This is a genomic window from Dyella sp. 333MFSha (assembly GCF_900102405.1).
Taxonomy (GTDB): Bacteria; Pseudomonadota; Gammaproteobacteria; order Xanthomonadales; family Rhodanobacteraceae; genus Luteibacter; species Luteibacter mycovicinus.
This window is the reverse complement of record NZ_FNBR01000003.1, coordinates 178,544-198,742: the sequence shown is the minus strand read 5'-3', so window position 1 is coordinate 198,742 and position 20,199 is coordinate 178,544. Positions and strand designations below refer to the sequence as shown.

At 64.5% G+C, this 20,199-nt stretch carries 26 protein-coding genes and 1 tRNA gene; 21 read left to right on the top strand and 6 right to left on the bottom strand.

The genetic code is table 11. From position 1 onward, the window contains the following. Positions 1-5: 5 nt before the first annotated feature. From BLT40_RS14280 to BLT40_RS14265, 4 genes are all read left to right on the top strand, one after another. Entirely contained in the window at positions 6-719 is a 714-nt protein-coding gene (locus tag BLT40_RS14280; protein ID WP_079521707.1) for a hypothetical protein, read from the top strand. Continuing rightward, positions 716-1,051, top strand: coding sequence for a J domain-containing protein (locus tag BLT40_RS14275; RefSeq protein WP_051943965.1), 336 nt, complete (start codon positions 716-718; stop codon positions 1,049-1,051). The genes BLT40_RS14280 and BLT40_RS14275 overlap by 4 nt, the downstream gene beginning before the upstream one ends. Before the next feature lie 114 nt (positions 1,052-1,165). Further along, on the top strand, positions 1,166-1,423 hold the full coding sequence (locus BLT40_RS14270) for a hypothetical protein (RefSeq protein WP_079521706.1): 258 nt from the start codon (positions 1,166-1,168) through the stop codon (positions 1,421-1,423). After that, positions 1,420-1,806 carry a VOC family protein gene (locus BLT40_RS14265; protein WP_079521705.1) on the top strand — a complete coding sequence of 129 codons (387 nt, stop codon included), beginning with the start codon at positions 1,420-1,422 and terminating at the stop codon, positions 1,804-1,806. The genes BLT40_RS14270 and BLT40_RS14265 overlap by 4 nt, the downstream gene beginning before the upstream one ends. A 43-nt stretch (positions 1,807-1,849) precedes the next feature. On the opposite strand, the gene BLT40_RS14260 is transcribed toward BLT40_RS14265, so the two are convergent. Next, positions 1,850-2,809, bottom strand: coding sequence for a YVTN family beta-propeller repeat protein (locus BLT40_RS14260; protein ID WP_090354245.1), 960 nt, complete (start codon positions 2,807-2,809; stop codon positions 1,850-1,852). A 429-nt stretch (positions 2,810-3,238) separates the two neighbouring features. Between BLT40_RS14260 and BLT40_RS14255 the strand changes: the two genes are divergently transcribed. After that, on the top strand, positions 3,239-3,619 hold the full coding sequence (locus BLT40_RS14255; RefSeq protein WP_051943962.1) for a hypothetical protein: 381 nt from the start codon (positions 3,239-3,241) through the stop codon (positions 3,617-3,619). Between the two features lie 29 nt (positions 3,620-3,648). Further along, positions 3,649-3,846 carry a hypothetical protein gene (locus tag BLT40_RS14250; protein WP_090354243.1) on the top strand — a complete coding sequence of 66 codons (198 nt, stop codon included), beginning with the start codon at positions 3,649-3,651 and terminating at the stop codon, positions 3,844-3,846. Between the two features lie 26 nt (positions 3,847-3,872). Here the strand turns inward: BLT40_RS14250 and BLT40_RS14245 are convergent, their stop codons facing one another. Then, positions 3,873-4,280: a winged helix-turn-helix transcriptional regulator gene (locus BLT40_RS14245; RefSeq protein ID WP_090354240.1), complete on the bottom strand. Its 408-nt coding sequence runs from the start codon at positions 4,278-4,280 to the stop codon at positions 3,873-3,875. Positions 4,281-4,398: 118 nt separating this feature from the next. Here BLT40_RS14245 and BLT40_RS14240 point away from each other — a divergent pair, with 118 nt between their 5' ends. From BLT40_RS14240 to BLT40_RS14210, 7 genes are all read left to right on the top strand, one after another. Further along, complete coding sequence (locus BLT40_RS14240; RefSeq protein ID WP_090354238.1) at positions 4,399-5,280, top strand: NmrA family NAD(P)-binding protein; 882 nt, start codon at positions 4,399-4,401, stop codon at positions 5,278-5,280. Between the two features lie 128 nt (positions 5,281-5,408). Then, positions 5,409-6,389 carry a tRNA dihydrouridine(20/20a) synthase DusA gene (gene dusA / locus BLT40_RS14235; RefSeq protein ID WP_090354233.1) on the top strand — a complete coding sequence of 327 codons (981 nt, stop codon included), beginning with the start codon at positions 5,409-5,411 and terminating at the stop codon, positions 6,387-6,389. A gap of 75 nt (positions 6,390-6,464) precedes the next feature. After that, a complete protein-coding gene (locus BLT40_RS20085) occupies positions 6,465-7,511 on the top strand; it encodes a hypothetical protein (RefSeq protein ID WP_143025892.1) in 1,047 nt (348 codons plus the stop codon). After that, the gene (locus BLT40_RS14225; RefSeq protein ID WP_090354227.1) at positions 7,508-8,263 is read left to right on the top strand and encodes a hypothetical protein; all 756 of its coding nucleotides are present in this window, start codon (positions 7,508-7,510) and stop codon (positions 8,261-8,263) included. The genes BLT40_RS20085 and BLT40_RS14225 overlap by 4 nt, the downstream gene beginning before the upstream one ends. Positions 8,264-8,339: 76 nt before the next feature. After that, complete coding sequence (locus tag BLT40_RS14220; protein WP_079521833.1) at positions 8,340-8,627, top strand: PepSY domain-containing protein; 288 nt, start codon at positions 8,340-8,342, stop codon at positions 8,625-8,627. After that, positions 8,627-9,319, top strand: a complete 693-nt coding sequence (locus tag BLT40_RS14215; RefSeq protein ID WP_036115892.1) for a response regulator transcription factor — start codon at positions 8,627-8,629, stop codon at positions 9,317-9,319. The genes BLT40_RS14220 and BLT40_RS14215 overlap by 1 nt, the downstream gene beginning before the upstream one ends. A gap of 56 nt (positions 9,320-9,375) precedes the next feature. Further along, complete coding sequence (locus BLT40_RS14210) at positions 9,376-10,761, top strand: ATP-binding protein (RefSeq protein ID WP_036115890.1); 1,386 nt, start codon at positions 9,376-9,378, stop codon at positions 10,759-10,761. Positions 10,762-10,767: 6 nt separating this feature from the next. On the opposite strand, the gene BLT40_RS14205 is transcribed toward BLT40_RS14210, so the two are convergent. Both BLT40_RS14205 and BLT40_RS14200 read right to left on the bottom strand, forming a co-directional pair. Beyond that, positions 10,768-11,532, bottom strand: a complete 765-nt coding sequence (locus BLT40_RS14205; protein WP_090354225.1) for a M90 family metallopeptidase — start codon at positions 11,530-11,532, stop codon at positions 10,768-10,770. 18 nt (positions 11,533-11,550) lie between these two features. Continuing rightward, positions 11,551-11,898, bottom strand: a complete 348-nt coding sequence (locus tag BLT40_RS14200) for a hypothetical protein (RefSeq protein WP_036115884.1) — start codon at positions 11,896-11,898, stop codon at positions 11,551-11,553. Between the two features lie 200 nt (positions 11,899-12,098). Between BLT40_RS14200 and BLT40_RS14195 the strand changes: the two genes are divergently transcribed. The 4 genes from BLT40_RS14195 to BLT40_RS14180 all read left to right on the top strand — a co-directional run bounded on the left by BLT40_RS14195 (position 12,099) and on the right by BLT40_RS14180 (position 14,897). Continuing rightward, on the top strand, positions 12,099-13,079 hold the full coding sequence (locus BLT40_RS14195; protein ID WP_090354222.1) for a biotin--[acetyl-CoA-carboxylase] ligase: 981 nt from the start codon (positions 12,099-12,101) through the stop codon (positions 13,077-13,079). Continuing rightward, positions 13,076-13,834 (top strand): type III pantothenate kinase, encoded by a 759-nt coding sequence (locus BLT40_RS14190; protein ID WP_090354219.1) that lies wholly within the window; start codon positions 13,076-13,078, stop codon positions 13,832-13,834. Before BLT40_RS14195 ends, BLT40_RS14190 begins: the two co-directional genes overlap by 4 nt. A gap of 65 nt (positions 13,835-13,899) precedes the next feature. Then, positions 13,900-14,805 (top strand): SPOR domain-containing protein, encoded by a 906-nt coding sequence (locus BLT40_RS14185; RefSeq protein ID WP_255364021.1) that lies wholly within the window; start codon positions 13,900-13,902, stop codon positions 14,803-14,805. Positions 14,806-14,821: 16 nt separating this feature from the next. After that, positions 14,822-14,897 (top strand) — tRNA-Thr (locus BLT40_RS14180). 8 nt (positions 14,898-14,905) lie between these two features. Here the strand turns inward: BLT40_RS14180 and BLT40_RS14175 are convergent. Beyond that, positions 14,906-15,736 (bottom strand): oxidoreductase, encoded by an 831-nt coding sequence (locus BLT40_RS14175; RefSeq protein WP_090354217.1) that lies wholly within the window; start codon positions 15,734-15,736, stop codon positions 14,906-14,908. A 136-nt stretch (positions 15,737-15,872) separates the two neighbouring features. On the opposite strand from BLT40_RS14175, the gene BLT40_RS14170 reads away from it, so the two are divergent. The 4 genes from BLT40_RS14170 (at position 15,873) to BLT40_RS14155 (ending at position 19,694) form a co-directional block, all read left to right on the top strand. Further along, on the top strand, positions 15,873-16,805 hold the full coding sequence (locus BLT40_RS14170) for an AraC family transcriptional regulator (protein WP_218124566.1): 933 nt from the start codon (positions 15,873-15,875) through the stop codon (positions 16,803-16,805). A gap of 93 nt (positions 16,806-16,898) precedes the next feature. Further along, positions 16,899-17,819: an arginase gene (gene rocF / locus BLT40_RS14165; protein WP_036115869.1), complete on the top strand. Its 921-nt coding sequence runs from the start codon at positions 16,899-16,901 to the stop codon at positions 17,817-17,819. 90 nt (positions 17,820-17,909) lie between these two features. Beyond that, positions 17,910-19,331 (top strand): tryptophan--tRNA ligase, encoded by a 1,422-nt coding sequence (locus BLT40_RS14160; protein WP_090354212.1) that lies wholly within the window; start codon positions 17,910-17,912, stop codon positions 19,329-19,331. A gap of 42 nt (positions 19,332-19,373) precedes the next feature. Continuing rightward, positions 19,374-19,694 carry a hypothetical protein gene (locus BLT40_RS14155; RefSeq protein WP_090354209.1) on the top strand — a complete coding sequence of 107 codons (321 nt, stop codon included), beginning with the start codon at positions 19,374-19,376 and terminating at the stop codon, positions 19,692-19,694. Positions 19,695-19,718: 24 nt separating this feature from the next. Here BLT40_RS14155 and BLT40_RS14150 read toward each other — a convergent pair whose 3' ends face one another. Beyond that, positions 19,719-20,183, bottom strand: coding sequence for a YehS family protein (locus BLT40_RS14150; RefSeq protein ID WP_036115864.1), 465 nt, complete (start codon positions 20,181-20,183; stop codon positions 19,719-19,721). Positions 20,184-20,199: the final 16 nt, after the last annotated feature.

Here is a 20,199-nt window from a genome sequence, read left to right as displayed (position 1 = left end):
TCGCGATGTTGCCGAACACGGAGTGGCTTTTGCTGGGCGTCGTGGGCATGTATGTCTACGACGCCACGCTGCTGCTCTATCACAACGAAGTGGTGTTCTTCGAGCGCCGCGACGGACGCTGGTCGTTTTCCGTCGGCACTGAGTTCGAACTGGCGGGGCGGCATGTTTACGTGCCGCCCCTTTTCGCACCGACACGTGCGTTGCTCCGTCTGCGCTGGTCGTCGCAGAAGGAGCCTGGCAACCCGGCGCCGCTGCACGGACTGCGAGCGTGGCGAGCCGGAGTGACCGCCACCGCGCTTCCCGTGCTTGTCGTCGCGCTGCTGTTCGCCGCGATGCCCGCGGTACTTGCGGGCAACGTGTACGGCCTGCTCGGCTGGATGATCGCCCTGTACGCAGCGATCGGCGCGGCGGTGTGGCGTGTCTGGCGCATGCGCAGGATCACCGGTCTCGCCGGGAAGACGTTCTCGGGCATGGCGTCCGATGCGCTGCTCTGCGCGCCGTACGCGTTGAACCTCGTTCGTAAACAGGGCGCGCGTGCCGCCGAGCGGTTCGACCTTTTCGCCGTCGCCCATGCGCTGCTGGACGCCGATGAGCGGGGGCGTCTCGGTGATGCCATCCGCACGCGACTGCAACGCCAGCTCGACATCGAAGAGGCGGGCAGTGATCGACACCAGCAGCTTCAGACTTACCTACAACAGATCGAAGGCGCTCTGGCATGAACGTGATGGAGATCGTCGTCGTCGGGATCTGCCTGGCGATCGGCTACAAATTCGTCTCCGCGATGATGGCGACCCCCAGGGACGATACGCCGGATGCGACGGGCACGAAGCCGCCCTTGCAACTCGATACCCGCCGCCCGTGGTACGACGTGCTCGGCGTGTCGCCCGAGGCCACGCGCGCGGAGATCAATGCGGCCTATCAGGCCCTGATCATCCAGTACCACCCGGACAAGTTCACCCAGCACGGCGATGAGATCCGGGAGATCGCACAGAAGCGCGCCAAGGAACTGAACGCGGCTTACTACCTGGGTTGCTCGTTGCGACCGGACTGAAAACGCACCGCGAGCCGGGGTTGAGTCGAGCGCCTGGTTGCGTGGCGTCCGATGCCTGCTTAGGCTATCTTCGGCCGACAGACATCGGATGACTGATAAGGAAGGGGTTAGGTTATGACGCCACGGCAATGGTTCGCGCTGGTTCTTCGCTACCTGGGTGCAAGCAGCATTTTGACGGCCATCAGCTATCTGCTGACCGCCTACAACGTGCATAAGGGGCTCTACGCGGGCGCCGTCTCGGAGCTGGGTTCGATCAACCACACGGTGGTGGACGCTGTTCTGGGACTCGGCTTGCTGATCTGGGCCGATCGTATCTCGGCTTTCTTCGTTCCCGCGCAACGGCCTGCGGAGCCGGTCAAGGCTGAGTCGTGACGCTGGATACGGTGGAGATCAAGGCCTTCGTCCCGGCGAAGGATTTCGAGTTATCGCTGCGTTTTTACCGGGACCTGGGTTTCACCGTTGCATCGTCATCCGACGGCCTTGCGTATCTCCATGCGGGTAACTGCAGCTTTCTTCTGCAAGGCTTCTACGTCGAGGAACATGCCACGAATTTCGTGATGCACTTGCTCGTGGCCGATGTGGACGCGTGGTGGAGTCATGTGCAGGCTCAGGATCTCGTCGGCCGCTACGGCGTCCGGTCAGAGCCGCCCGCGGATCGCCCATGGCGGATGCGAGACTTCACGCTGACCGATCCCAGCGGTGTCCTGTGGCGGATCGCGCAGAACATCGGAAATCCTCTCGGCCACGAGGCCTGATTCGACGATTTTCCTATGGCTGCAATCTGCGTCGCGCGATGGCTTACGGCTGAACCGCCACGAACGAGGGGTGGTGGGCCGTGCCAACGGTTGCTATGACCTTGTTGGTCCGTGCGTCGATAACCGTGACGGTGTCCGAACCGAAGTCGCTGGTGTAGATACGACCCGTGCGGCGGTTGAAAGCGATCGCCGCGGGTGACGTGCCGACGGGTATGGTGCTGGTGACGGTCTTCGTAAAGGGATTGATGACGGATACGGTGTTGTCATCCGCGTTGGCGACATACAGCGGAATGCCGATCGGGCTCGTTGCCACGGCATCGGGGCCTTTACCGGCCTTCAGTACGCCTGTCACCGTATTCTTGAATGTATCGATGACGGATACGACGTTCTCGTTGTAGCTGGCGACGTATACCCGTGCTCCCAGCGGACCAACGACCAGAGAGTCCGGACTTGCCGTTACCGGCATGTTCTCCGTCACCGTGTGAGTGGCGGTGTCGATGACCGACACCGTAAGGTCACCCACGTTGCCGGTGTAGACGCGCGTGCCGCTGGCGTTGGCGCCGATCGTCAGGGGCAGGCTTCCCACGGCCACCGTCGCCGTCGTGGTGTGGGTGGTGGTGTCGACGATTGACACGCTGCTTTCATTCGCGTTGGCAACATACAGCTCCGCGCCGTTGGGGCTGACCGCGAGCGCGTTCGGCGTGTTTCCGACGGGTATGGTTGCGGTCACCGTGTTGGTCGCGGCGTTGATGACGCTTACGCTGTCGCTATTGGCGTTGGCGACGTAAACCGTCGATCCATCCGGGCTGACGGCGAGGCTGATCGGGGCTTTGCCGACGGGAATCGTGGCGGTAACCGTATGGGATGCCGCATCGATCACGGAAACCGTATCCGACGATTGACTGGCGACGTACACGTTGTCGTTGCGGGCGAGTGCGGGAAAGGCCGTGCAGGCCAAGGCGAGGGCAAACAGGCGACGCAGGCCGGTCGAAGCGAATGTCATCGATAAGTCCTTGTAGACGATTACTTTCGGTGATCCCGCGCGGGTGGCGGAACCTTCCCCTTGATGGCCTCCCCGGCCATGCAGGTATCGACGTTAGCCGAGGCGCCGACAAATCGCCATAGGGCGGCTAGGGGGTGCCGTTCCGTCCATGTACGAGAGACGCAGCGTCCGTCCCAGGGCGGTGACGCGTCGAATGAGACGTACGTCTCGTTTGCTTGTAGGGGAACTCCTACACGGCACGTTTGCCGTGCCAATCTTTGCCTTTGCCGCCCCGACAACTTACCATCGCGTCGAAGAACGAAGCGGCCTCAGGGGGCTTTTTTTCGTTCTTCCTAAAGGGGGAGCCACTCACAGGTCAGGCACGTCGCCGACGGCCGTCTTCCCCTTTTGTCTGTCGCTTTGTCAAGACTCAAGGAGAGGTCGTTCGTCATGAAATTCAAATCACTCGTCGCGATGGTTTCGCTCGCTGTGCTCGCTGTATACGCCCCGATCTCGCTCAGCGCGGGCCGTTCGGACGACGCGGTCGAACGCATCGGCACGCCGGCGCCGGACAGCAAGTTCGCCAAGGTCCACGATGGCATGTACTCGAAAGAGATCATGGACCTGATCGGACCGCCGACCGATCAGAAGTCGTACCAGACGGGTAAGGCGTTCATTCCTTTCCATTTCGGCAGCGACAACTACCGCACCGAATTCCACTACAAGGGCGAAGGCGTGCTGACCTTCTCCGGCGGTGGCATGGGTGAGATGGGCTCGCTGAAGCTGATTCGCATCGAAGCGAATCCGGCGGAAAGCGGCTACATCCACTAACAGGGCTTGATCGGCCGCCCGGAGGACGAATGTCTCGTATCGAGCTTGTCCGCCGGGCAGCTTTCGTGTTTCCCGTGGGTTATATCAATCCCTTCAACGCGATGGATCACGGGGTCGATGCGCCCGTTAGCCATATCCTGCTGTGGATGGTGCCGGCTGAGATCGGACTGTTGGGGCTGGCCTGGGCGCTCGATCCGCCGCTAACCGGACCCACCGGCCGCCGCTAAAGCGCGGGGTATCAAACCGTTGCAAATCACGCCGCATGTTCGTCGTCGAATGAACGTCGCGCGTCACGTACCGCCGCATGATTCTTGTCGGCCCACTCGATCAGCTGGCTGATGGGCTCGAATATCGACCTTCCCAAGTCGGTCATGCTGTACTCCACCGCAGGCGGCCGTGTGGGGAACACCTCACGATGTACGTAGCCCTCGCGCTGAAGCTCTTGGAGCGTCTGCGTGAGCATGCGCTGAGAGATGTCGGGTACCAGGCGGCGTAACTCGCCGAACCGGTAGGGCCGCTCGGCAAGCGCTACAAGGAGAAGTGTGCTCCACCGTCCGTTGACGGCGTCCAGGACATCCCTGACCGGGCAGTTATGGATGTTCCCGTCGTTCTTCAGTCGCTCGTGAGTGAGTCGTTCGGTGAGCGTGCCTGTCGTCGACATGGTGGTTACCCTTTTGTGCCTATGTGCCGCGAAACTGCCTCCTTTACGGAAGCGGCTGCTACCTTGATCTTAGAGATGCTCTCAAAAAGAGAGTATCACTCGAAAGGAATAGCGGAACATGTCCGAAACCATCTTCATCACCGGTGCGTCCGGGCACCTGGGCGGCGCGGTGATCAAGCATTTGCTGGCACGCGGCGTGGCAGTTGAACGCATCGTGGCGGGAAGTCGCAACCCGGAGAAGCTGCAGCATCTGACGGAAAGTGGCGTTGCTGTCCAGCGCGCAGACTTTGACGATGCGCAGGGGCTTGTCTCGACCTTCAAGGGTGCCGATACCGTCCTGATTATTTCGACCGATGAATTGACGGCCGACGGGCGCCGGCTCCGACAGCACCGCAACGCGGTAGAGGCAGCTGTCGTCGCGGGTGTTCAGCGCATCGCCTACACCTCGCTGCCGAATCCGACGGCATCTCCGCTGAGCTTCGCACCCGATCACGCCCTGACCGAGCAGGCTATCGCCGAAACGGGATTGCCGTCGCTGGTTTTCCGGAACGGCTGGTATCACGAAAACTTGCTCATGGGACTTCCTTCCGCTTTGCAGAGCGGGCACTGGTATACGGCGTCCGAAGGGGCGAAAACGGCCTATGCCGCGCGCGATGAGATGGCCGAGGCCATCGCGGCCGCCCTTGCCAATCCACCTGCCGGCAGTAAGACCTACACGCTGACGGGATCGGAGGCACTTTCCGTGGATGCGATCGCATCGTTGGTCCGCGATGCCACCGGGCGCCCGCTGGAAGTCGTCAACCTGACCGACGAGCAGCTCGCGCAGCACCTTGCCGGCGCCAACGTGCCGCAAGCGATCGTCAAACTGCTCGTGTCAGTCGAAGCGGCCGCGCGGTCGGGCAGTCTGGCTACGGTTACGGGCGATCTGGAGTTTCTGATCGGTCGACCGGGCAAGTCTCTCGCAGCATTTATCGAAGAAAGTGCGGCGCTGCTGAGCTAAGCGGCGTGCCAGCGCAAGGATCATCGGATGACTCCGACGGGGAGCATCGGCCGAAGCACGAAGGCGTTTGCCCGTCATGTGACATTGGCGGGCAAGCGCACTCCACCTGCGATTGCTAAAATGGCCGTATGCAACGCATTGATCCCTCAGCCTTCCGCCTCACCGTCGCTCCCATGATGGACTGGACGGACCGTCATTGCCGGTACTTCCACCGGCTTTTGTCGCCCCATGCCCGCCTTTACACCGAGATGGTCACCAGCGCGGCCCTGGTGCGCGGCAACCAGCTGCGTCTCCTGGAGCACAGCCACGAAGAGCACCCTGTGGCGCTCCAGCTCGGCGGCAGCGACCCGGTCGAACTGGCGAAGGCGGCGGTCCTCGGCGCGCAGGCGGGGTATGACGAGATCAACCTCAACGTCGGTTGCCCCTCGGATCGGGTCCAGTCCGGCAAGTTCGGGGCGTGCCTCATGCGCGAGCCGGACCTGGTCGGCGAATGCGTCCGGGCCATGGCGGAGGTCGTGGATGTCCCGGTCACCGTCAAATGCCGCATCGGCGTGGACGACCAGGACGAATACGCCGACCTTCAGCGTTTCACCACCACGATGGTCGAGGCTGGCGTCGGCATTCTCGTAGTGCACGCGCGCAAGGCCTGGCTGGAAGGCCTGAGCCCGAAGGAAAACCGGGAAATTCCGCCGCTGGACTACGAGCGGGTCTACCGGCTGAAGCGCGAATTTCCCGACTTGACCATCGTCATCAACGGTGGCATCACCACGGTCGAGGCGGTGCGTGAGCACCTGGCCCATGTGGACGGGGTGATGCTTGGCCGTGCCGCCTACCATGACCCGTTCGTGCTCGCCCGGCTGGGGTCGGACCTCTACGGCACGGCGCTGCCCGACCGGGCCGATGTGCTCGATCGCATGCGTATTTATATAGAGGCCGAGCTGGCCCGCGGCACCCAGCTCAAGCACATCACCCGGCACATCCTCGGGCTGTTCCAGGGGGAGCCGGGCGCGCGTGGGTTCCGTCGCCAGCTGAGCGAGGGATCGCACCTGCCGGGAGCCGACTGGCGGTTGATCGAGTCCGCCATGGCACCGCTGCGGCAAGCTGCATGAGTCCGTGAAGAGCAACTATTTCCTAAACATAACATCCATGTTGTTATGTTTAACATGAATGTTATATAGTGACGCATGGATGTCTCCTTTCATCGCCAATTGGCTGACACCCTTCGATCCAGCCTCGGTGTTGAAGTAGGAATGACGGCATGGTCAGGTGCGGCGTCGCTTCCCGTCGTACTAAGAAAGGAAACGGAATTCGCAGAAGCGAATATCCGCGGGCTCGCGGTCGTCTTCATGCGGTCCGTCGGTGATGACCTTCGTTCCTCTGGTGATGTCCTTTCGCGACTTGCTCGAGTTGCCGAAGCCGCAGGTGCGCCGGTTGTATATGTCGCCAACGTTTTGCCCGCCCACCGCCGTTCGGCGTTAATCGCCCAGGGCGTCCCGTTTGTCGTTCCGGGGCGATATGTGCATCTCCCGGATGTGGGCGTCGACTGGCGAAAACACGCCCGACAAAAACGTGCGGCGGCGGCTCATGCTTCCGGGCGCGGGATGCTGGAGGCTAGCGCGCAGGCGCTCCTCATCGCGGGTCTCCTGAATACACCCGAGAAATCGTTCTCCCCTTACGACAGGGGGCTTGAACTCGGCTACACGCGCATGACGGTCGGGCGGGCCTGTCGTTCCTTGATCGAAGCGGGTTTGTTCGAGCCACAACGGCGGGGTACGTCGCTCTTGCTCACTTCCGTGGGGAGCTCTCGCGACGTATGGTTTCGAGCGATGCCTTTGTTGAAAAGTCCGGTGCGCGCTTCGCTCACTGTAGCGGGTCATGTGTCGTTAGAGTCGTCCCTTCCGTGGTCGGGGGAGTCCGCACTCGCGGAATGGTCGTCGCTGAATCCCCCTCGGATTCCCGTCCGCGCGCTGGGGCCCGCCGAGCAGAAAGAGCTATTCGCGGCGTATCGCGTTACGAACTTCCGTAGCCTGTCTGCACGCCTCAATCACGACGACATAGAGAAGGCCGATGCGTGGAGGCTGGAATCATGGGCCTATCCCGCCACGGCGCGTGCTGCCGGTGGGCGAGCCGATCCGCTCTCTGTATGGTTGAGTCTGCGTGACGCGGCGGTTGATGACCCACGCCTCGAAAGCGCCCTCGAACAACTCATGGAGCGGTTGGATTGGCTATGAAAGGACTCGATGTTTTCAGGGAGCACTTCCGATCATTCGATGACCAGTACGTACTCATCGGCGGGTCCGCGGCCATGCTGGAAATGGCGCAAGTGGGTGAATCTTTCCGGGCAACACACGACCTTGACCTCGTCCTTCTCATAGAAGCGCGGACTGAAGGTTTCGGAGCTGCACTCATGGAGTTCGTTGAACGGGCTGGCTACAAAAGGCGAGAGGTCGGCGGTCGACCGCAGTTCTACCGTTTCAGTGATCCATGTGCAGGCGACGCCCCGGCTATGCTGGAGATCTTCTCCCGCGCGCCGGACGGCCTGGTTCTTCACCACGGTCAGCGTGCCATCCCGGTCACCTTGGGCGGCGATCTCAAAAGTTTGTCCGGGTTGCTCCTCGACGATGCCTACTACAACGTGATTCGGGATGCGGCGCGGACCAAGGAGGGTCTGAGCTGGTTGGATGCCAGGGGGCTGATCGTGCTGAAGGCGAAGGCCTGGCTCGATCTCAGGGAAAGAAGGGCTGCGGATGCGTCCTCCGTCGACTCGAAAAGAGTACGAAAGCACCTTTTCGACGTGCTAGCGCTATCCCAGGTCATCCCGGCAAACGCTTCGATCGATCTGCCCGAATCAATTCTTAAGGACGTGCGGCGGTTCCTGCAGGCGGCCCTGATTGAGCCGCCGACCAGAGATTTCGGCGAACCCCTCGAGGTGATGCTGGCCCGTATCGGCCGACTTTGCGGCCTCCAGGTTGCGTTAGCCTAGGTTTCGTTCAGCTTCAGGCGGGGCGCCCCTCGGCATGATCGGTTGACTACTGCCCGTCGTGCTGCCCGCGCCAGACATGAAAATCACGTTTCGTCCGCTACTTTTCGCCGCGCTCTGCGTCAGTTTGCCCGTGGCCGCCCAGGCGGACCAGTCGCTGACGCTGGAGCAGGCCGTGAGCAAGGTCCAGAAGGACACCGGGGGAAAAGTGCTGTCGGCGGATACGCGACTCGTCGAGCGCGGCCGGATCACCGAATACCGGGTCAAGGTCCTTACGCTGGACGGTCACGTCCGCGTGGTGCCCGTCCGAACCGAAACCGCCAAGCCCCTGGACGCCAGTGCCGGGGACAACAAGGAGAAACATTGATGCGCATCCTGCTCGTTGAGGACGAGGCCCCGCTTCGCGAGACCCTCGCCGCGCGGCTGAAACGTGACGGCTTCGCCGTCGATGCCGCCCAGGACGGCGAAGAGGGCCTGTACCTCGGTCGCGAGGTCCCCTTCGACCTGGCCATCATCGATCTGGGCCTGCCCAAGCTGTCGGGCATGGATCTGGTCAAAGCCCTGCGCGAGCACGGCCAGCGCTATCCCATTCTCATCCTTACGGCGCGTGGCAGCTGGCAGGACAAGGTCGAAGGCCTCAAGCACGGCGCCGACGACTATCTGGTCAAGCCCTTCCACGTCGAGGAACTGCTGGCCCGTATCAATGCGCTGGTGCGTCGTGCGAGCGGCTGGTCCAAGCCGGTCCTCGCCTGCGGCCCGATCAAGCTCGACACCACGGCGCAGACGGTCACCGTCGAAGGCCGTCAGGTCGACCTGACCAGCTACGAATACAAGGTCCTCGAATACCTGATGCTGCACGCGGGTGAGCTGGTCTCCAAGGCCGACCTCACCGAGCACATCTACCAGCAGGATTTCGACCGCGATTCCAACGTGCTGGAGGTCTTCATCGGCCGCCTGCGCCGTAAGCTGGATCCCGAAAGTGCGCTCAAGCCGATCGAGACCGTCCGCGGTCGCGGCTATCGTTTCGCGATTCCGCGTAACGAAGCGGACGAAGACTGAGCGAACCGTGGACGGTGCAGCAAAGTCGCTGCACCGTCCCGAGGTAAGCTGGACGCATGGATAACGCTCCACCGACCAAACGCCGGCCGCTGTCGCTGGCCGCGCGCGCGGCGTTGGCGACGGGCTTCGCGCTGGCCGCCTTCCTGGGCCTGACGGGCCTGGCGCAGAACAAGGCCAACTACGCGTCCGAGCTGTCGGCCATGCACGACCGGCTGCACAACTACGCCATCGCCTATATCACCGGTACCGACATCACCCGCGCCGGAAAGGTCACCACGCCCGACAGTCAGCCCAATCCCGATTTCTCGCGGCCGGGCTCGGGGCTGTACGCGATCATCGTCGGCAACGACGGTTTCCGCTGGGAGTCGTCGTCGGCACTGGGTCGCGATTTCGATTTCGTGCGCATGCTGTCGCCCGGCGAGACGGCGTTCGAGCCGGTAGAAACGCGCAGCGGCAAGCTCTATGTCTTCAGCTACGGCGTGTCGCTGGACAGTACCGATAAACGCAGTGTGCCGCTGACCTTCGCCGTCGCGCAGACGGAAGATCAGTTCGAGCGGCAGGTGGCGACCTACCGTCGGACGCAGTTCCTCTGGCTGGCCATGCTCGGCATGATGCTCATGCTCCTGCAGCTGTTCCTGCTGCGCTGGAGCCTGCTGCCGTTGCGCCGTGTATCGAGCGATCTCGCGCACATCGAGCGCGGCACGCGCGACCACCTCGACGGCCCGTATCCGATGGAACTGACGGTGCTCACCAAGCGTCTCAATGCCTTCATCGACAGCGAGCGCGAGCAGCGTACGCGCTATCGCGACACCCTGGCCGATCTGGCGCACAGCCTGAAAACCCCGCTGGCCGTCGTGCGCTCGCAACTGGAAAACGAAGCCGACGCACGTTCGCTGCGTGGAGACATCCTCGAGCAGGTGCGCAAGATGGACGAGCTGGTCGCTTACCAGCTGTCGCGCGCGGCCACCTCCGGTCGTCGCACCATCGCCTCGGTCGAGCCGATTGCCGGTCATGCGGAAGATCTGGTGCAGAGCCTGGAAAAGGTCTACGCCGCAAAGAACGTGCTGTGCGAGTTCGAGATCGAAGACGGCGTCTCGTTCCCGGGCGAGCAGGGCGACCTGCTGGAGCTGATGGGCAACCTGGTCGAGAACGCCTTCAAGTGGGCCTCGCATCGCGTCCTGCTCACCGCGCGTTCCGTGGCGAAGGTGCGCGGACGCGCGGGTCTCGAACTCATTGTCGAAGACGACGGCCCGGGCATTCCGGACGAAAAGATCGAGAAGATCCTGCAACGTGGTGTGCGCGGCGATGAGCGCGTGCAGGGCCACGGTATCGGGCTGTCGATCGTGCAGGACATCGTCAAGGCGTACCAGGGCGAGCTGCACGTCGATCACTCGGAAGAGCTCGGTGGCGCACGTTTCAGCGTGCGTATTCCGCCCGCCTGAGGATCGTCAGTCCGCGGGCGACGGTCCGTAATAGGCATCTAGCAGGCGCGCCACGTCCGGCTCCGCCTCACGCAGCAAGGCGGGCTGCGAAAAATGCATTTCGCTTGTCACCGCGAAATATTCCTCGGGCGCTTCCGCCGCATAGGGATCGATCGCCGTCTTGCGCCGACGACCCACCGCCTTCGAGAGTCGTTCGAAGCCCTGTTGCATGCTGCCGATCCATTCCCTTCGGTTGATGCCCCCCGGTAGGGGCGGCACGCCATTGGCTGGGCCGGCGAGCATGTCCAGCTTATGCGCCATTTCGTGGATCACCACGTTGACGCCATCCCACGGGGCTTCGAGATCCAGCGCCACGTCGGCCAGCGAAAGGATCATCGGGCCGCGCTCCCACGCTTCGCCGATCAGGGTGTCGTCGCTCTCGGTGATCACGCCCGTGGGTGCGTCATGGTGACTGCGACGGACGTTGAATTCGCCGGGGTAGACCAGGACATTGGTCCAGCCTTTGAAGACCTTCGGGCCGTGCGGCAGGGCAGGGAGGCTGGCCTGCATGGCGATAGCCAGACGCCAGAAATCATCCAGCGAGGCGTCGCCCAGCGCGTGGAATCGCTTGGTGTGGAGAAAAGACGCCGCGAGTTGGCGCAGGTAGTGGGCTCGCGGCGCGTCCAGCGCGTTCGCCAGCGGAACGCGGGTCAGGGCGTGTGCCCAGAGTGTGTCGTCGATGGGCGGGACGGGGGCGCGAAAACGCGCAAGCAACGACTGGAAAACGCTCACACGACGGCCGGAGGATTCTTAGAAGATCGAACCGGGAAGCATGGACTGCCAGGTCGGCCCTGCGCCGTGACCGCTCGAAGAGCCATCATGCATATCGGCGTCGGCCTCGACGGGGGGTGGCATGGGCGCCTGACCCGGGCTGGCCTGCGCGTTATTGACCTGCCTCGCGGTGGTCACGTCGCCGCTGCCGCTGTCGCGGCTGCTCTGGCTGGAACTGGAGCGCGAGGTGGATCCGGCATCGAACGACGACGACACCGACCGGCCCAGCGAAAGCAGGCTGTTGGTCACGCTGACGTCGGAAGCGGCGGCGGTGCCGATGGCACCGACGAGGCACAGACATCCGAAGATGTAGGGTCTGGCGTTCATCGGTATACCCCGTGGGCCCCGGACGTGCCGGGGGACCGACCGATCCTCTCAGATATTTCGAAACGGTGCCAGTGCTGGAGGTGTGTCATCGGGCTCTGCGGCGCCATGCGGGCGAAATCCTCGCGGCTGCCCTAGAATTACCCGATGCCCCGGCTCTCCCTCCCCCTGACACCGGCCGCCTGATGGCCTCACGGCAGCCCATGCTCGCACGCGACCTCCTGGAAGCCCTTGCCGGCGGCGATGCCGTGTCCGGCGCCACTCTGGCCCGTCAGGCCGGTGTGACCCGTGCCGCCGTCTGGAAACAGATCGAGTCGCTACGTCTGAAAGGCGTGCCCGTCGAAGCGAAGGTGGGCGGCGGCTACCGGCTTCCGTGGGCGACCGAACTGCTTGACGGTCAGCGCATCCGCACGGCGCTCGAGCCTGCGCTTTCGTCGCACGTGGGCATGCTCGAGGTGCACTGGGATATCGACTCCACGTCCAGCGAGCTGGCGCGGCGTATTCCTACGCTGGACGACCTGGCTTTCGTCATGGCCGAAGCCCAGTCGGCAGGGCGCGGGCGGCGTGGCCGGACCTGGCTCTCGCCGCCGGGCATGAATCTCTACCTGTCGGTGCTGAAGCGTTTCGACTCGGGGTTCGCGTCGTTGTCGGGCCTCTCGCTGGCCGTGGGTGTCATGCTGATCCGCGCGCTGGACGACCTCGGCGTCCGCACGGCCGGGCTCAAGTGGCCCAACGATGTGCTGGCGGGCCAGGCCAAACTGGCCGGCATCCTGGTGGAGCTGTCCGGCGAGTACTCCGGTCCCTGCGCGGCGATCATCGGCGTCGGTCTCAACATCCGGCTCCCGGACACCCTGCACGAGCGTGCGGGACAACCGATCACCGACTTGGCGGAACTCACTGGCGGCCAGCCGCCGGGACGGAATCGCGTCGCCACGGCGGTCGTGTCCGCGCTTGCGGAGGGGCTGCTCGCCTTCGAGCGACATGGCTTCGCGGCCTTCTCCGACGAATACGCGGCCAACGACCTGTTGCGCGACCAGCCACTGCGCGTCATCGATCCTCGCGGCGAGTACAACGCCACCGGAGAGGGTGTCGACGAGCGCGGTGCCTTGCGTGTGCGTCGTGCCGACGGCCAGTCCGTGACCGTCGATAGTGCGGATGTCTCCGTCCGCAGGAGTGGCGCGTGATTCTTCTGCTCGACCTCGGCAACACGCGACTGAAATTCGCTCTGCTCGATGGCGCCGAATTCAGTCATCGCGGGGCCTTTGGCTGGGATGCGGATATCGCGCACGAACTGGCGACGTTGTGGGCGTCCTGGCCGGCGCCGGTTCGGGTCGTCGGTGCGTCGGTGGTGGATCCCGCCCGTGAGACCGCGGTCGCCGTGGCGGCGCAGAAGGCGTTCGGCCTTTCGCCGGTCTGGGTCCGTACGCCCGCGCAATCCTGCGGCGTCACCAATGCGTATGCCGAACCTCATCGTCTCGGCGTGGATCGCTTCCTCGCCCTGGTCGATGCGCACGCGGCGGGTCGCTCGCCCTGCGTCCTCGCCAGCGTCGGCACGGCCCTGACGCTCGATGCGCTGGATGCCGATGGCAGGCACCTCGGCGGATGGATCGCGCCGGGGCCGCTGCTGATGCAGCAATCCGTACTGGGCGCGACCGTGCAGGTACGCCCGGGTGGCGCAGGTGCGGTACGCGACCTTGCCGATAACACCGCCGATGGCCTGGCATCGGGCTGCTGGCAGGCCTGCGCCGCGTTGGTCGACCGCTTTGTCGAGCGTTCGGCACCCCTGCTTGGCGGCCACCCCACGGTGACCCTCGGTGGCGGCGATGCGGCTGTACTTGCGCCATTGCTCGAGCGCGAGGTGCTGCTCGTGCCCGACACCGTCCTTCGGGGTCTGGCCGTCTGGGCCAAAGCACACACCGAAACCGCCAAGATCGCCTAGAATCCGGACGCCGCCGGTTCTTACAGGGGAACGCGAGCAGGCCCCACCGTAAGCCCAAGGCCACCATGCTGCTGCGTTTGTTCTTCGTCTTGCTGATCGCCCTCAATATCGCGGTAGCCGCGTGGCTGCTGCTGGGCGATACCGGTAAGCACGCGGTGGATCCCACCGACAGCGGCGTGCCCCGACTGAAATTGCTGGCCGAAGTGCCCGCGGCCGCGAGCACGGCGCCCGCGACCGTTGCCGGACGCCCGGGTGCGGCCAGCACGACGACCTCCAGCATGGCGGCACCGGCACCGGCACCGGCACAGGCCCCGGCCCCGGTAGCAGCGCCAACGCCACCCGCGACTGCTGCAAAGAGCACGCCGGGTATGTCGTCGCCCGTGACGCCGGTCTCCGGCAGCTCGGCGACAGCGGCGCTGGCTGCCGCCGCGGCGAAACCGGCACCCACGGCGCCCAGGGCGGCGGTGGATACCGCGCCGACACAGCCCGACGCGCCGACCAGTCCCCGCCGCAGCTACAAATGCCTGGCCATCGGTCCCTTCGCCAATCAGGTCGATCTGCGCACCGCGCGTACCGCCATCGCGCCGCGCACGGTCCGCAGCCGCCAGCGCCAGGAGACGACCAGCGAATCCCGCGGCTGGCGCGTCTTCCTTCCTTCGCAGTCGACACGCGAACTGGCGCTGGCCCAGGCCCGTCGGCTCGAAGCGAAGGGGATCAAGGATTATTTCGTCGTGACGGCCCAGGGGGAGTTGCAGAACTCGGTTGCGCTGGGCCTGTTTCATGATCCCGCCAACGCCCGCAAGCGCCGCGACGAAGTCGTTGCCGCCGGGTTTCCCGCACGGATGAGTGAGCGTACGGAGACGACGCCGGTCTGGTGGCTGGATGTGGTTGTCCCGGATGAAGGCGGCGCAGACCTTCGCCGCAACCTGCGCAATCCGGCGGTGAGTGCTCGACCGACGGGCTGCTTCTGATAAACTTCGCGACTTCGCCGGCATAGCTCAGTTGGTAGAGCAACCGCCTTGTAAGCGGTAGGTCCCCAGTTCGAATCCGGGTGTCGGCACCATCGGATGATCAACCATCCGTCGAGCGCGTCAGTGTTTCCCACCTCGTCATGTCGTCCGCCATCGCCTTGAGCTTGTCGCGGACCAGAGCCAATGCATCGCTGCCGAGCAGGAGATGCGCTGGCGGAGCGGGCAACTCGACAAGCGCGAGCATCGCCTTCGCCGCCTTTGCGGGATCGCCGAGCTGCTTGCCGCTTTTCTCCTGGCGTGCCTGCCTGATCGGATCGAACGTCGCGTCGTAGTCCGGAATGCTGCGCGGTGAACGCTGCATCGACCGGCCCGCCCAGTCGGTACGGAAGCTGCCGGGTGCCACGGCGGTGACATGGACGCCGAAGGGGCTCAGTTCCTTGCCCAGCACTTCGCTGATGCCTTCGAGAGCGAACTTGCTGCCGCAGTAGTAGGCGATGCCCGGCATCGTGATGAAGCCGCCCATCGAGGTGATGTTCACGATGTGGCCGCGGCGACGTTCGCGAAACCGTGGCACGAAGGCCTGCATCACCGCCACGGCACCGAACACGTTGACCTCGAACTGTCGGCGCATCTCTTCGAGCGGCGATTCTTCGAAGATTCCTTCGTGCCCGTAACCGGCGTTGTTGACGAGAACATCGACCGGTCCGAAGCGCGCTTCGGCGTCGGACACGGCGGCAGGAATCGCGTCGATATCGGTGACGTCGAGAAGCATGCCGTGGGCGCGCGTCTCGTCGAGCCCTTCGAACGCGCGGCGCGCCTCGTCGTTGCGCACGGTGCCGATCACGCGATGGCCGGCAGCGAGGGCCTCGCGGGCAAGGGCCTCGCCGAAACCGCTGCTGACACCCGTGATGAAAAAGGTCTTGGTGGACATGAATGGTCTCCTGGTCAGGTACGGGGCCCATGCTAGGCTCGATCCCCCTTGCCTCCCATGGCCTGGGATATTGCGTGCTTGCCTGATCCTATGAGTGGCGATTGCCGGGACAGGCGATAAGGCGGACCATGTCGGCATGGATTCCCACCTCCGACGCCGCATGATCGACCTGCTTCGCGAGCTCGCACCCGCGGAGGGTTACACCCTGACGCCACTGGCCGACGTGCGTCTCCTGCGGTCCGACCGGCCGCTGAGTCGTACGCCCGTGCTCTACGAACCCGGCATCGTCGTGGTGGTGCAGGGGCGCAAGCGGGGGCTGCTCGGTGACGAGGTCTTCGTCTACGACGCCGAGCATTACCTCGTGGTTTCGGTGCCCGTGCCCTTCACGATGGAGACCGATGCGTCCGCCGACGAGCCGTTGCTGGCGATCTACTTTCGCCTCGATCACGGGATGGCGGCCGACCTGTGCATGCGGATCGACGAACGACAGGGATCGTCCACCGCGTCTCCGCGAGGGCTGTATGCCTCGCCGATGGAGGACGCACTCGCGGTATCCGTGCTTCGTCTGCTCGAAGCGTTGGCCAGGCCACCGGAAGCCGACATCCTGGGCCCGGCGCTCGTGCGCGAAATCTACTACCGGATACTGTCCGGTGCGCAGGGCGGGTCGTTGCGCGCCGCGCTGGCGCAGCAAGGCAAGTTCGGCATGGTGGCGAGAGCGATACGGATGATCCACAGCCGCTACCGCGATGCGCTGAGCGTCGATGAACTGGCTGACGAAGCGGCCATGAGCGCGCCGACGTTTCATGCCCACTTCCGCGCGATGACCGGGACGTCGCCCATGCGCTACGTGCAGTCCACACGGCTGCATCAGGCACGTCTGCTCATGCTTCGCGAGCACGCGACAGCAGCGGCGGCGGCAACGGCGGTAGGTTATGAAAGCGCGTCGCAGTTCAGTCGCGAGTTCAAGCGCCTGTTCGGCAGGCCACCGGTCGAAGAGGTCGAGCGCATGAAGCGGAACTTCGCGCTGCCCGCGGCCATGACTCCGTCGCCTTACGTCTCATCGCATTGACCGGAGGCCTGTCGGTCTTCACATGCCCTGACGCGCTGCAACGTGGGTGTTTTAAAGGCCCGTGTAAACTTGCCGGATGCTGAGTACATCCCGATGAGTCCCACCACCCGTTCGGTTGCCCTCGTGGGCGCCCCCACCGATATCGGCGCCGGCCACCGTGGCAGCTCCATGGGCCCCGAGGCCCTGCGCGTCGCCCGTCTGGCCGAGCGCCTGGCCAGGCGCGGCATGCATGTCGTCGATCGCGGCAATCTGGTCGGCCCCCTGAATCCGTGGGAGCCACCGGTGGACGGTTATCGCCACCTCGACGCCGTTGTGGCCTGGAACACCGCGGTACACGACGCGATCCATGCCGCGCTCACCGAAGGGCACCTGCCGATCATGCTCGGCGGTGACCATTGCCTGGCGATCGGCTCGATTTCCGCCGTGGCGCGTCACTGCCGTGACACGGGCAAGAAGCTTCGCGTGCTCTGGCTCGACGCCCACGCGGACTTCAACACCAGCCAGATCACCCCGTCCGGCAACATCCACGGCATGCCCGTGGCCTGCCTGTGCGGCTACGGCCCAGACGTCCTGACCCATATCGGCGGCACGGTGCCGGCCACCTCGCCGGACGTCTTCCGCCAGATCGGCATCCGCTCCGTGGACGAGGGCGAAAAGCGTTTCGTCCACGAGGTGGGCATCGACATCTACGACATGCGTTACATCGACGAGATCGGTATCAAGGCCGCGATGGAAGAGGCCCTGTCGGGCGTCGACGAAGACACCCATCTGCACGTGAGCTTCGACGTCGACTTCCTCGATCCGTCGATCGCCCCCGGGGTAGGCACGACGGTGCGCGGAGGACCCAACTACCGCGAAGCCCAGCTGGTGATGGAGATGATCGCCGACACCGGCCGGGTAGGCTCTCTGGACATCGTCGAACTGAATCCGGCCTTCGACAAGCGCAACCAGACCGCCAAGCTGGCGGTGGACCTGGTGGAATCGCTGTTCGGTAAATCCACCCTGATGCGCTGATCGCGGCGACGCGTCGCAGGCCCGGGTCGCCCCCGGGCCGCCTCGCGGGCTACACTCGGACGGTTATCGTCCGTAGCCCATCAGGTTCCCATGCATACCCGCGTCCTCACCGGCATCACCACCACTGGCACGCCGCATCTCGGCAACTTCGTCGGTGCGATCCGCCCGGCCGTTCTGGCTAGCAAGGATCCGAACGTCGATGCGTTCTACTTCATGGCCGACTATCACGCTCTGATAAAGAGCGACGACGCCGACCGCGTCGAGGCGTCCCGTCTGAAGATCGCCGCGTCGTTCCTGGCCGCGGGTCTGGATCCGGATGTCGCCACGTTCTACCGGCAGTCCGATATTCCTGAGGTTCCGGAGCTGATGTGGCTGCTGACCTGCGTGACGAGCAAGGGTCTGCTCAACCGTGCGCATGCCTATAAGGCCGCCGTGGACCGCAACATCGAGCAGCAGGAAGACGCGGACGCCGGCGTTACGGCGGGTCTCTACATGTACCCCGTGCTGATGGCGGCGGACATCCTCGCGTTCAACGCGAACAAGGTGCCGGTCGGCCGCGATCAGATCCAGCACATCGAAATGGCGCGCGACATCGCGCAGCGCTTCAACCATACCTACGGGCGCGAGTTTTTCGTGATGCCCGAGGCGCACATCGAAGAGCAGGTGGCGACCCTGCCGGGCCTGGATGGTCGCAAGATGTCCAAGAGCTACGACAACACCATTCCGCTGTTCGAGGGCGGCACGAAGGGCATGCGCGAGGCGATCATGAAAATCGTCACCGATTCGCGTGCGCCGGGTGAGCCGAAGGACAGCGCCAACTCCGCACTGTTCACCATCTTCAAGGCGTTCGCCACACCGGCGGAGACGCAGGCCTTCGAAGAAGCCCTGCACGGCGGTATCGGCTGGGGTGAGGCCAAGACGGTGCTGTTCGAGCGCGTCGAGGCCGACGTCGCGCCGATGCGCGCACGTTACGAAGACCTGATGGCCCGACCGGACGACATGGAGGACATCCTTCTTGCCGGTGCGGCCAAGGCACGCGCCATCGCCGGTCCGCTGGTGGAAACGCTGCGCGAGGCGGTCGGCCTGCGTAACGCGCGTCATCGTCGGAAGGTGGCTGACGAGCCGGTCGCCGCGGCTGCGCCGGCCGCCGCGCCGAAAGCGAAGCCGCCGCGTTTCGCCAGCTTCCGGGAGGATGACGGCAGCTTCCGTTTCCGCCTGTTCGGCGCGGACGGCGAAGAGCTGCTGCTGTCACGGTCCTTCGCCGATCCCAAAGCCGCGGGAACGCTGCGCCAGACGCTCGTTACGCTGGGTGGCGCTCAGGCCGCGCTCGAGTCGCAGGGCGACCGTATCGTTCTGCTGGTCGACGGCGCGGTCGTCGCCGAAGGTCAGTCGTATCCGGATGAGGCGGCTCGCGCCGCCCTTGTCCTTCGCCTGCGTACGGCACTCGACGTGCTTGCCGCCGTGACGGCGGACGAAGCGGCGGCTAAAGCCGCGAACAAGGCGGCGGGCTGAGGCATGGTCCGTCCCGGCGACATCGGGCAAGGTGCCTGACGCATGCGCTATCTCGCGCTCATGCTGCTGGCGCCCTGGCTGATCGTCCTGGGATGGGCGTACTGGCGCTATCCGAAGTCGCTGCTGACCAACGGCACGCGGCGTAGCTTCGATGTGCTGGCGTTGATAGCCGCCGTGACCGCGGCGATCCAGTCGGCGTTGATCGCCTTCGACGCCGTGGAGTTGCCTGCGGCCGATCAGTTCGGTCCGAAGAGCGGCGCCATCTGGCAGCAGGTCGTGCCGGCGCTCTGGGCGTACGGAGCGTTCGTCGCCGTGCTGGTCGTGGCGCTCATCGTGCGGCAGCTGGTATGGCGGCGGCGCTGAGGCGCTCGCCGCCATGCGTCCCTCTCACGCCCCGCGTACCTGCGCCGTCAGGCCTTTGAGAAAATTCCGCAGGAACTGATCGCCGCACAGACGAAAATTGCTGTGTTTCGGCTGGCGGAACAGCGCATTGATCTCGCCGCGCGACACGCGGAAACCCACGTTCGCCATCAGCGCCAGAATGTCGTCCTCCTTCAGTTCGAAGGCGACGCGCAGCTTCTTCAGCACGAGGTTGTTGTTGATCCGCGCCTCGACGGGGCGGGGAGGCTGGCTCTCGTCGCGGCCGCGGCGATGAATGATCAGGCCGTCGAGAAAGTGCGCCAGCGCGATGTCCGGCATCTCGACGAAGCCGGGTTCGTCTTCCTTGCGCAGCCAGGGAGCGACCTGTTCGCGGGTGGCATCGAAGCCGGTGAGCTTGAGGATCTCGACCACATGGACCTCGCCGAGGTCGAGCATGTAGCGGATGCTGCGGAGGGTGTCGTTATTGAGCATCGGCCTAGGGTACACC

Bases quoted from the DNA above. Each gene is read 5' to 3' on its own strand.
- BLT40_RS14225 (WP_090354227.1), top strand. From the start codon at position 7,508: ATGAAAGGACTCGATGTTTTCAGGGAGCACTTCCGATCATTCGATGAC.
- BLT40_RS14250 (WP_090354243.1), top strand. From the start codon at position 3,649: ATGTCTCGTATCGAGCTTGTCCGCCGGGCAGCTTTCGTGTTTCCCGTG.
- BLT40_RS14280 (WP_079521707.1), top strand. From the start codon at position 6: ATGTTGCCGAACACGGAGTGGCTTTTGCTGGGCGTCGTGGGCATGTAT.
- BLT40_RS14220 (WP_079521833.1), top strand. From the start codon at position 8,340: ATGAAAATCACGTTTCGTCCGCTACTTTTCGCCGCGCTCTGCGTCAGT.
- BLT40_RS14270 (WP_079521706.1), top strand. From the start codon at position 1,166: ATGACGCCACGGCAATGGTTCGCGCTGGTTCTTCGCTACCTGGGTGCA.
- rocF (WP_036115869.1), top strand. From the start codon at position 16,899: ATGAGTCCCACCACCCGTTCGGTTGCCCTCGTGGGCGCCCCCACCGAT.
- BLT40_RS14245 (WP_090354240.1), bottom strand. From the start codon at position 4,280: ATGTCGACGACAGGCACGCTCACCGAACGACTCACTCACGAGCGACTG.
- BLT40_RS14255 (WP_051943962.1), top strand. From the start codon at position 3,239: ATGAAATTCAAATCACTCGTCGCGATGGTTTCGCTCGCTGTGCTCGCT.
- BLT40_RS14210 (WP_036115890.1), top strand. From the start codon at position 9,376: ATGGATAACGCTCCACCGACCAAACGCCGGCCGCTGTCGCTGGCCGCG.
- BLT40_RS20085 (WP_143025892.1), top strand. From the start codon at position 6,465: ATGGATGTCTCCTTTCATCGCCAATTGGCTGACACCCTTCGATCCAGC.
- BLT40_RS14150 (WP_036115864.1), bottom strand. From the start codon at position 20,183: ATGCTCAATAACGACACCCTCCGCAGCATCCGCTACATGCTCGACCTC.
- BLT40_RS14260 (WP_090354245.1), bottom strand. From the start codon at position 2,809: ATGACATTCGCTTCGACCGGCCTGCGTCGCCTGTTTGCCCTCGCCTTG.
- BLT40_RS14200 (WP_036115884.1), bottom strand. From the start codon at position 11,898: ATGAACGCCAGACCCTACATCTTCGGATGTCTGTGCCTCGTCGGTGCC.
- BLT40_RS14175 (WP_090354217.1), bottom strand. From the start codon at position 15,736: ATGTCCACCAAGACCTTTTTCATCACGGGTGTCAGCAGCGGTTTCGGC.
- BLT40_RS14240 (WP_090354238.1), top strand. From the start codon at position 4,399: ATGTCCGAAACCATCTTCATCACCGGTGCGTCCGGGCACCTGGGCGGC.
- BLT40_RS14155 (WP_090354209.1), top strand. From the start codon at position 19,374: ATGCGCTATCTCGCGCTCATGCTGCTGGCGCCCTGGCTGATCGTCCTG.
- BLT40_RS14195 (WP_090354222.1), top strand. From the start codon at position 12,099: ATGCTCGCACGCGACCTCCTGGAAGCCCTTGCCGGCGGCGATGCCGTG.
- BLT40_RS14170 (WP_218124566.1), top strand. From the start codon at position 15,873: ATGGATTCCCACCTCCGACGCCGCATGATCGACCTGCTTCGCGAGCTC.
- BLT40_RS14160 (WP_090354212.1), top strand. From the start codon at position 17,910: ATGCATACCCGCGTCCTCACCGGCATCACCACCACTGGCACGCCGCAT.
- BLT40_RS14185 (WP_255364021.1), top strand. From the start codon at position 13,900: ATGCTGCTGCGTTTGTTCTTCGTCTTGCTGATCGCCCTCAATATCGCG.
- BLT40_RS14215 (WP_036115892.1), top strand. From the start codon at position 8,627: ATGCGCATCCTGCTCGTTGAGGACGAGGCCCCGCTTCGCGAGACCCTC.
- BLT40_RS14275 (WP_051943965.1), top strand. From the start codon at position 716: ATGAACGTGATGGAGATCGTCGTCGTCGGGATCTGCCTGGCGATCGGC.
- dusA (WP_090354233.1), top strand. From the start codon at position 5,409: ATGCAACGCATTGATCCCTCAGCCTTCCGCCTCACCGTCGCTCCCATG.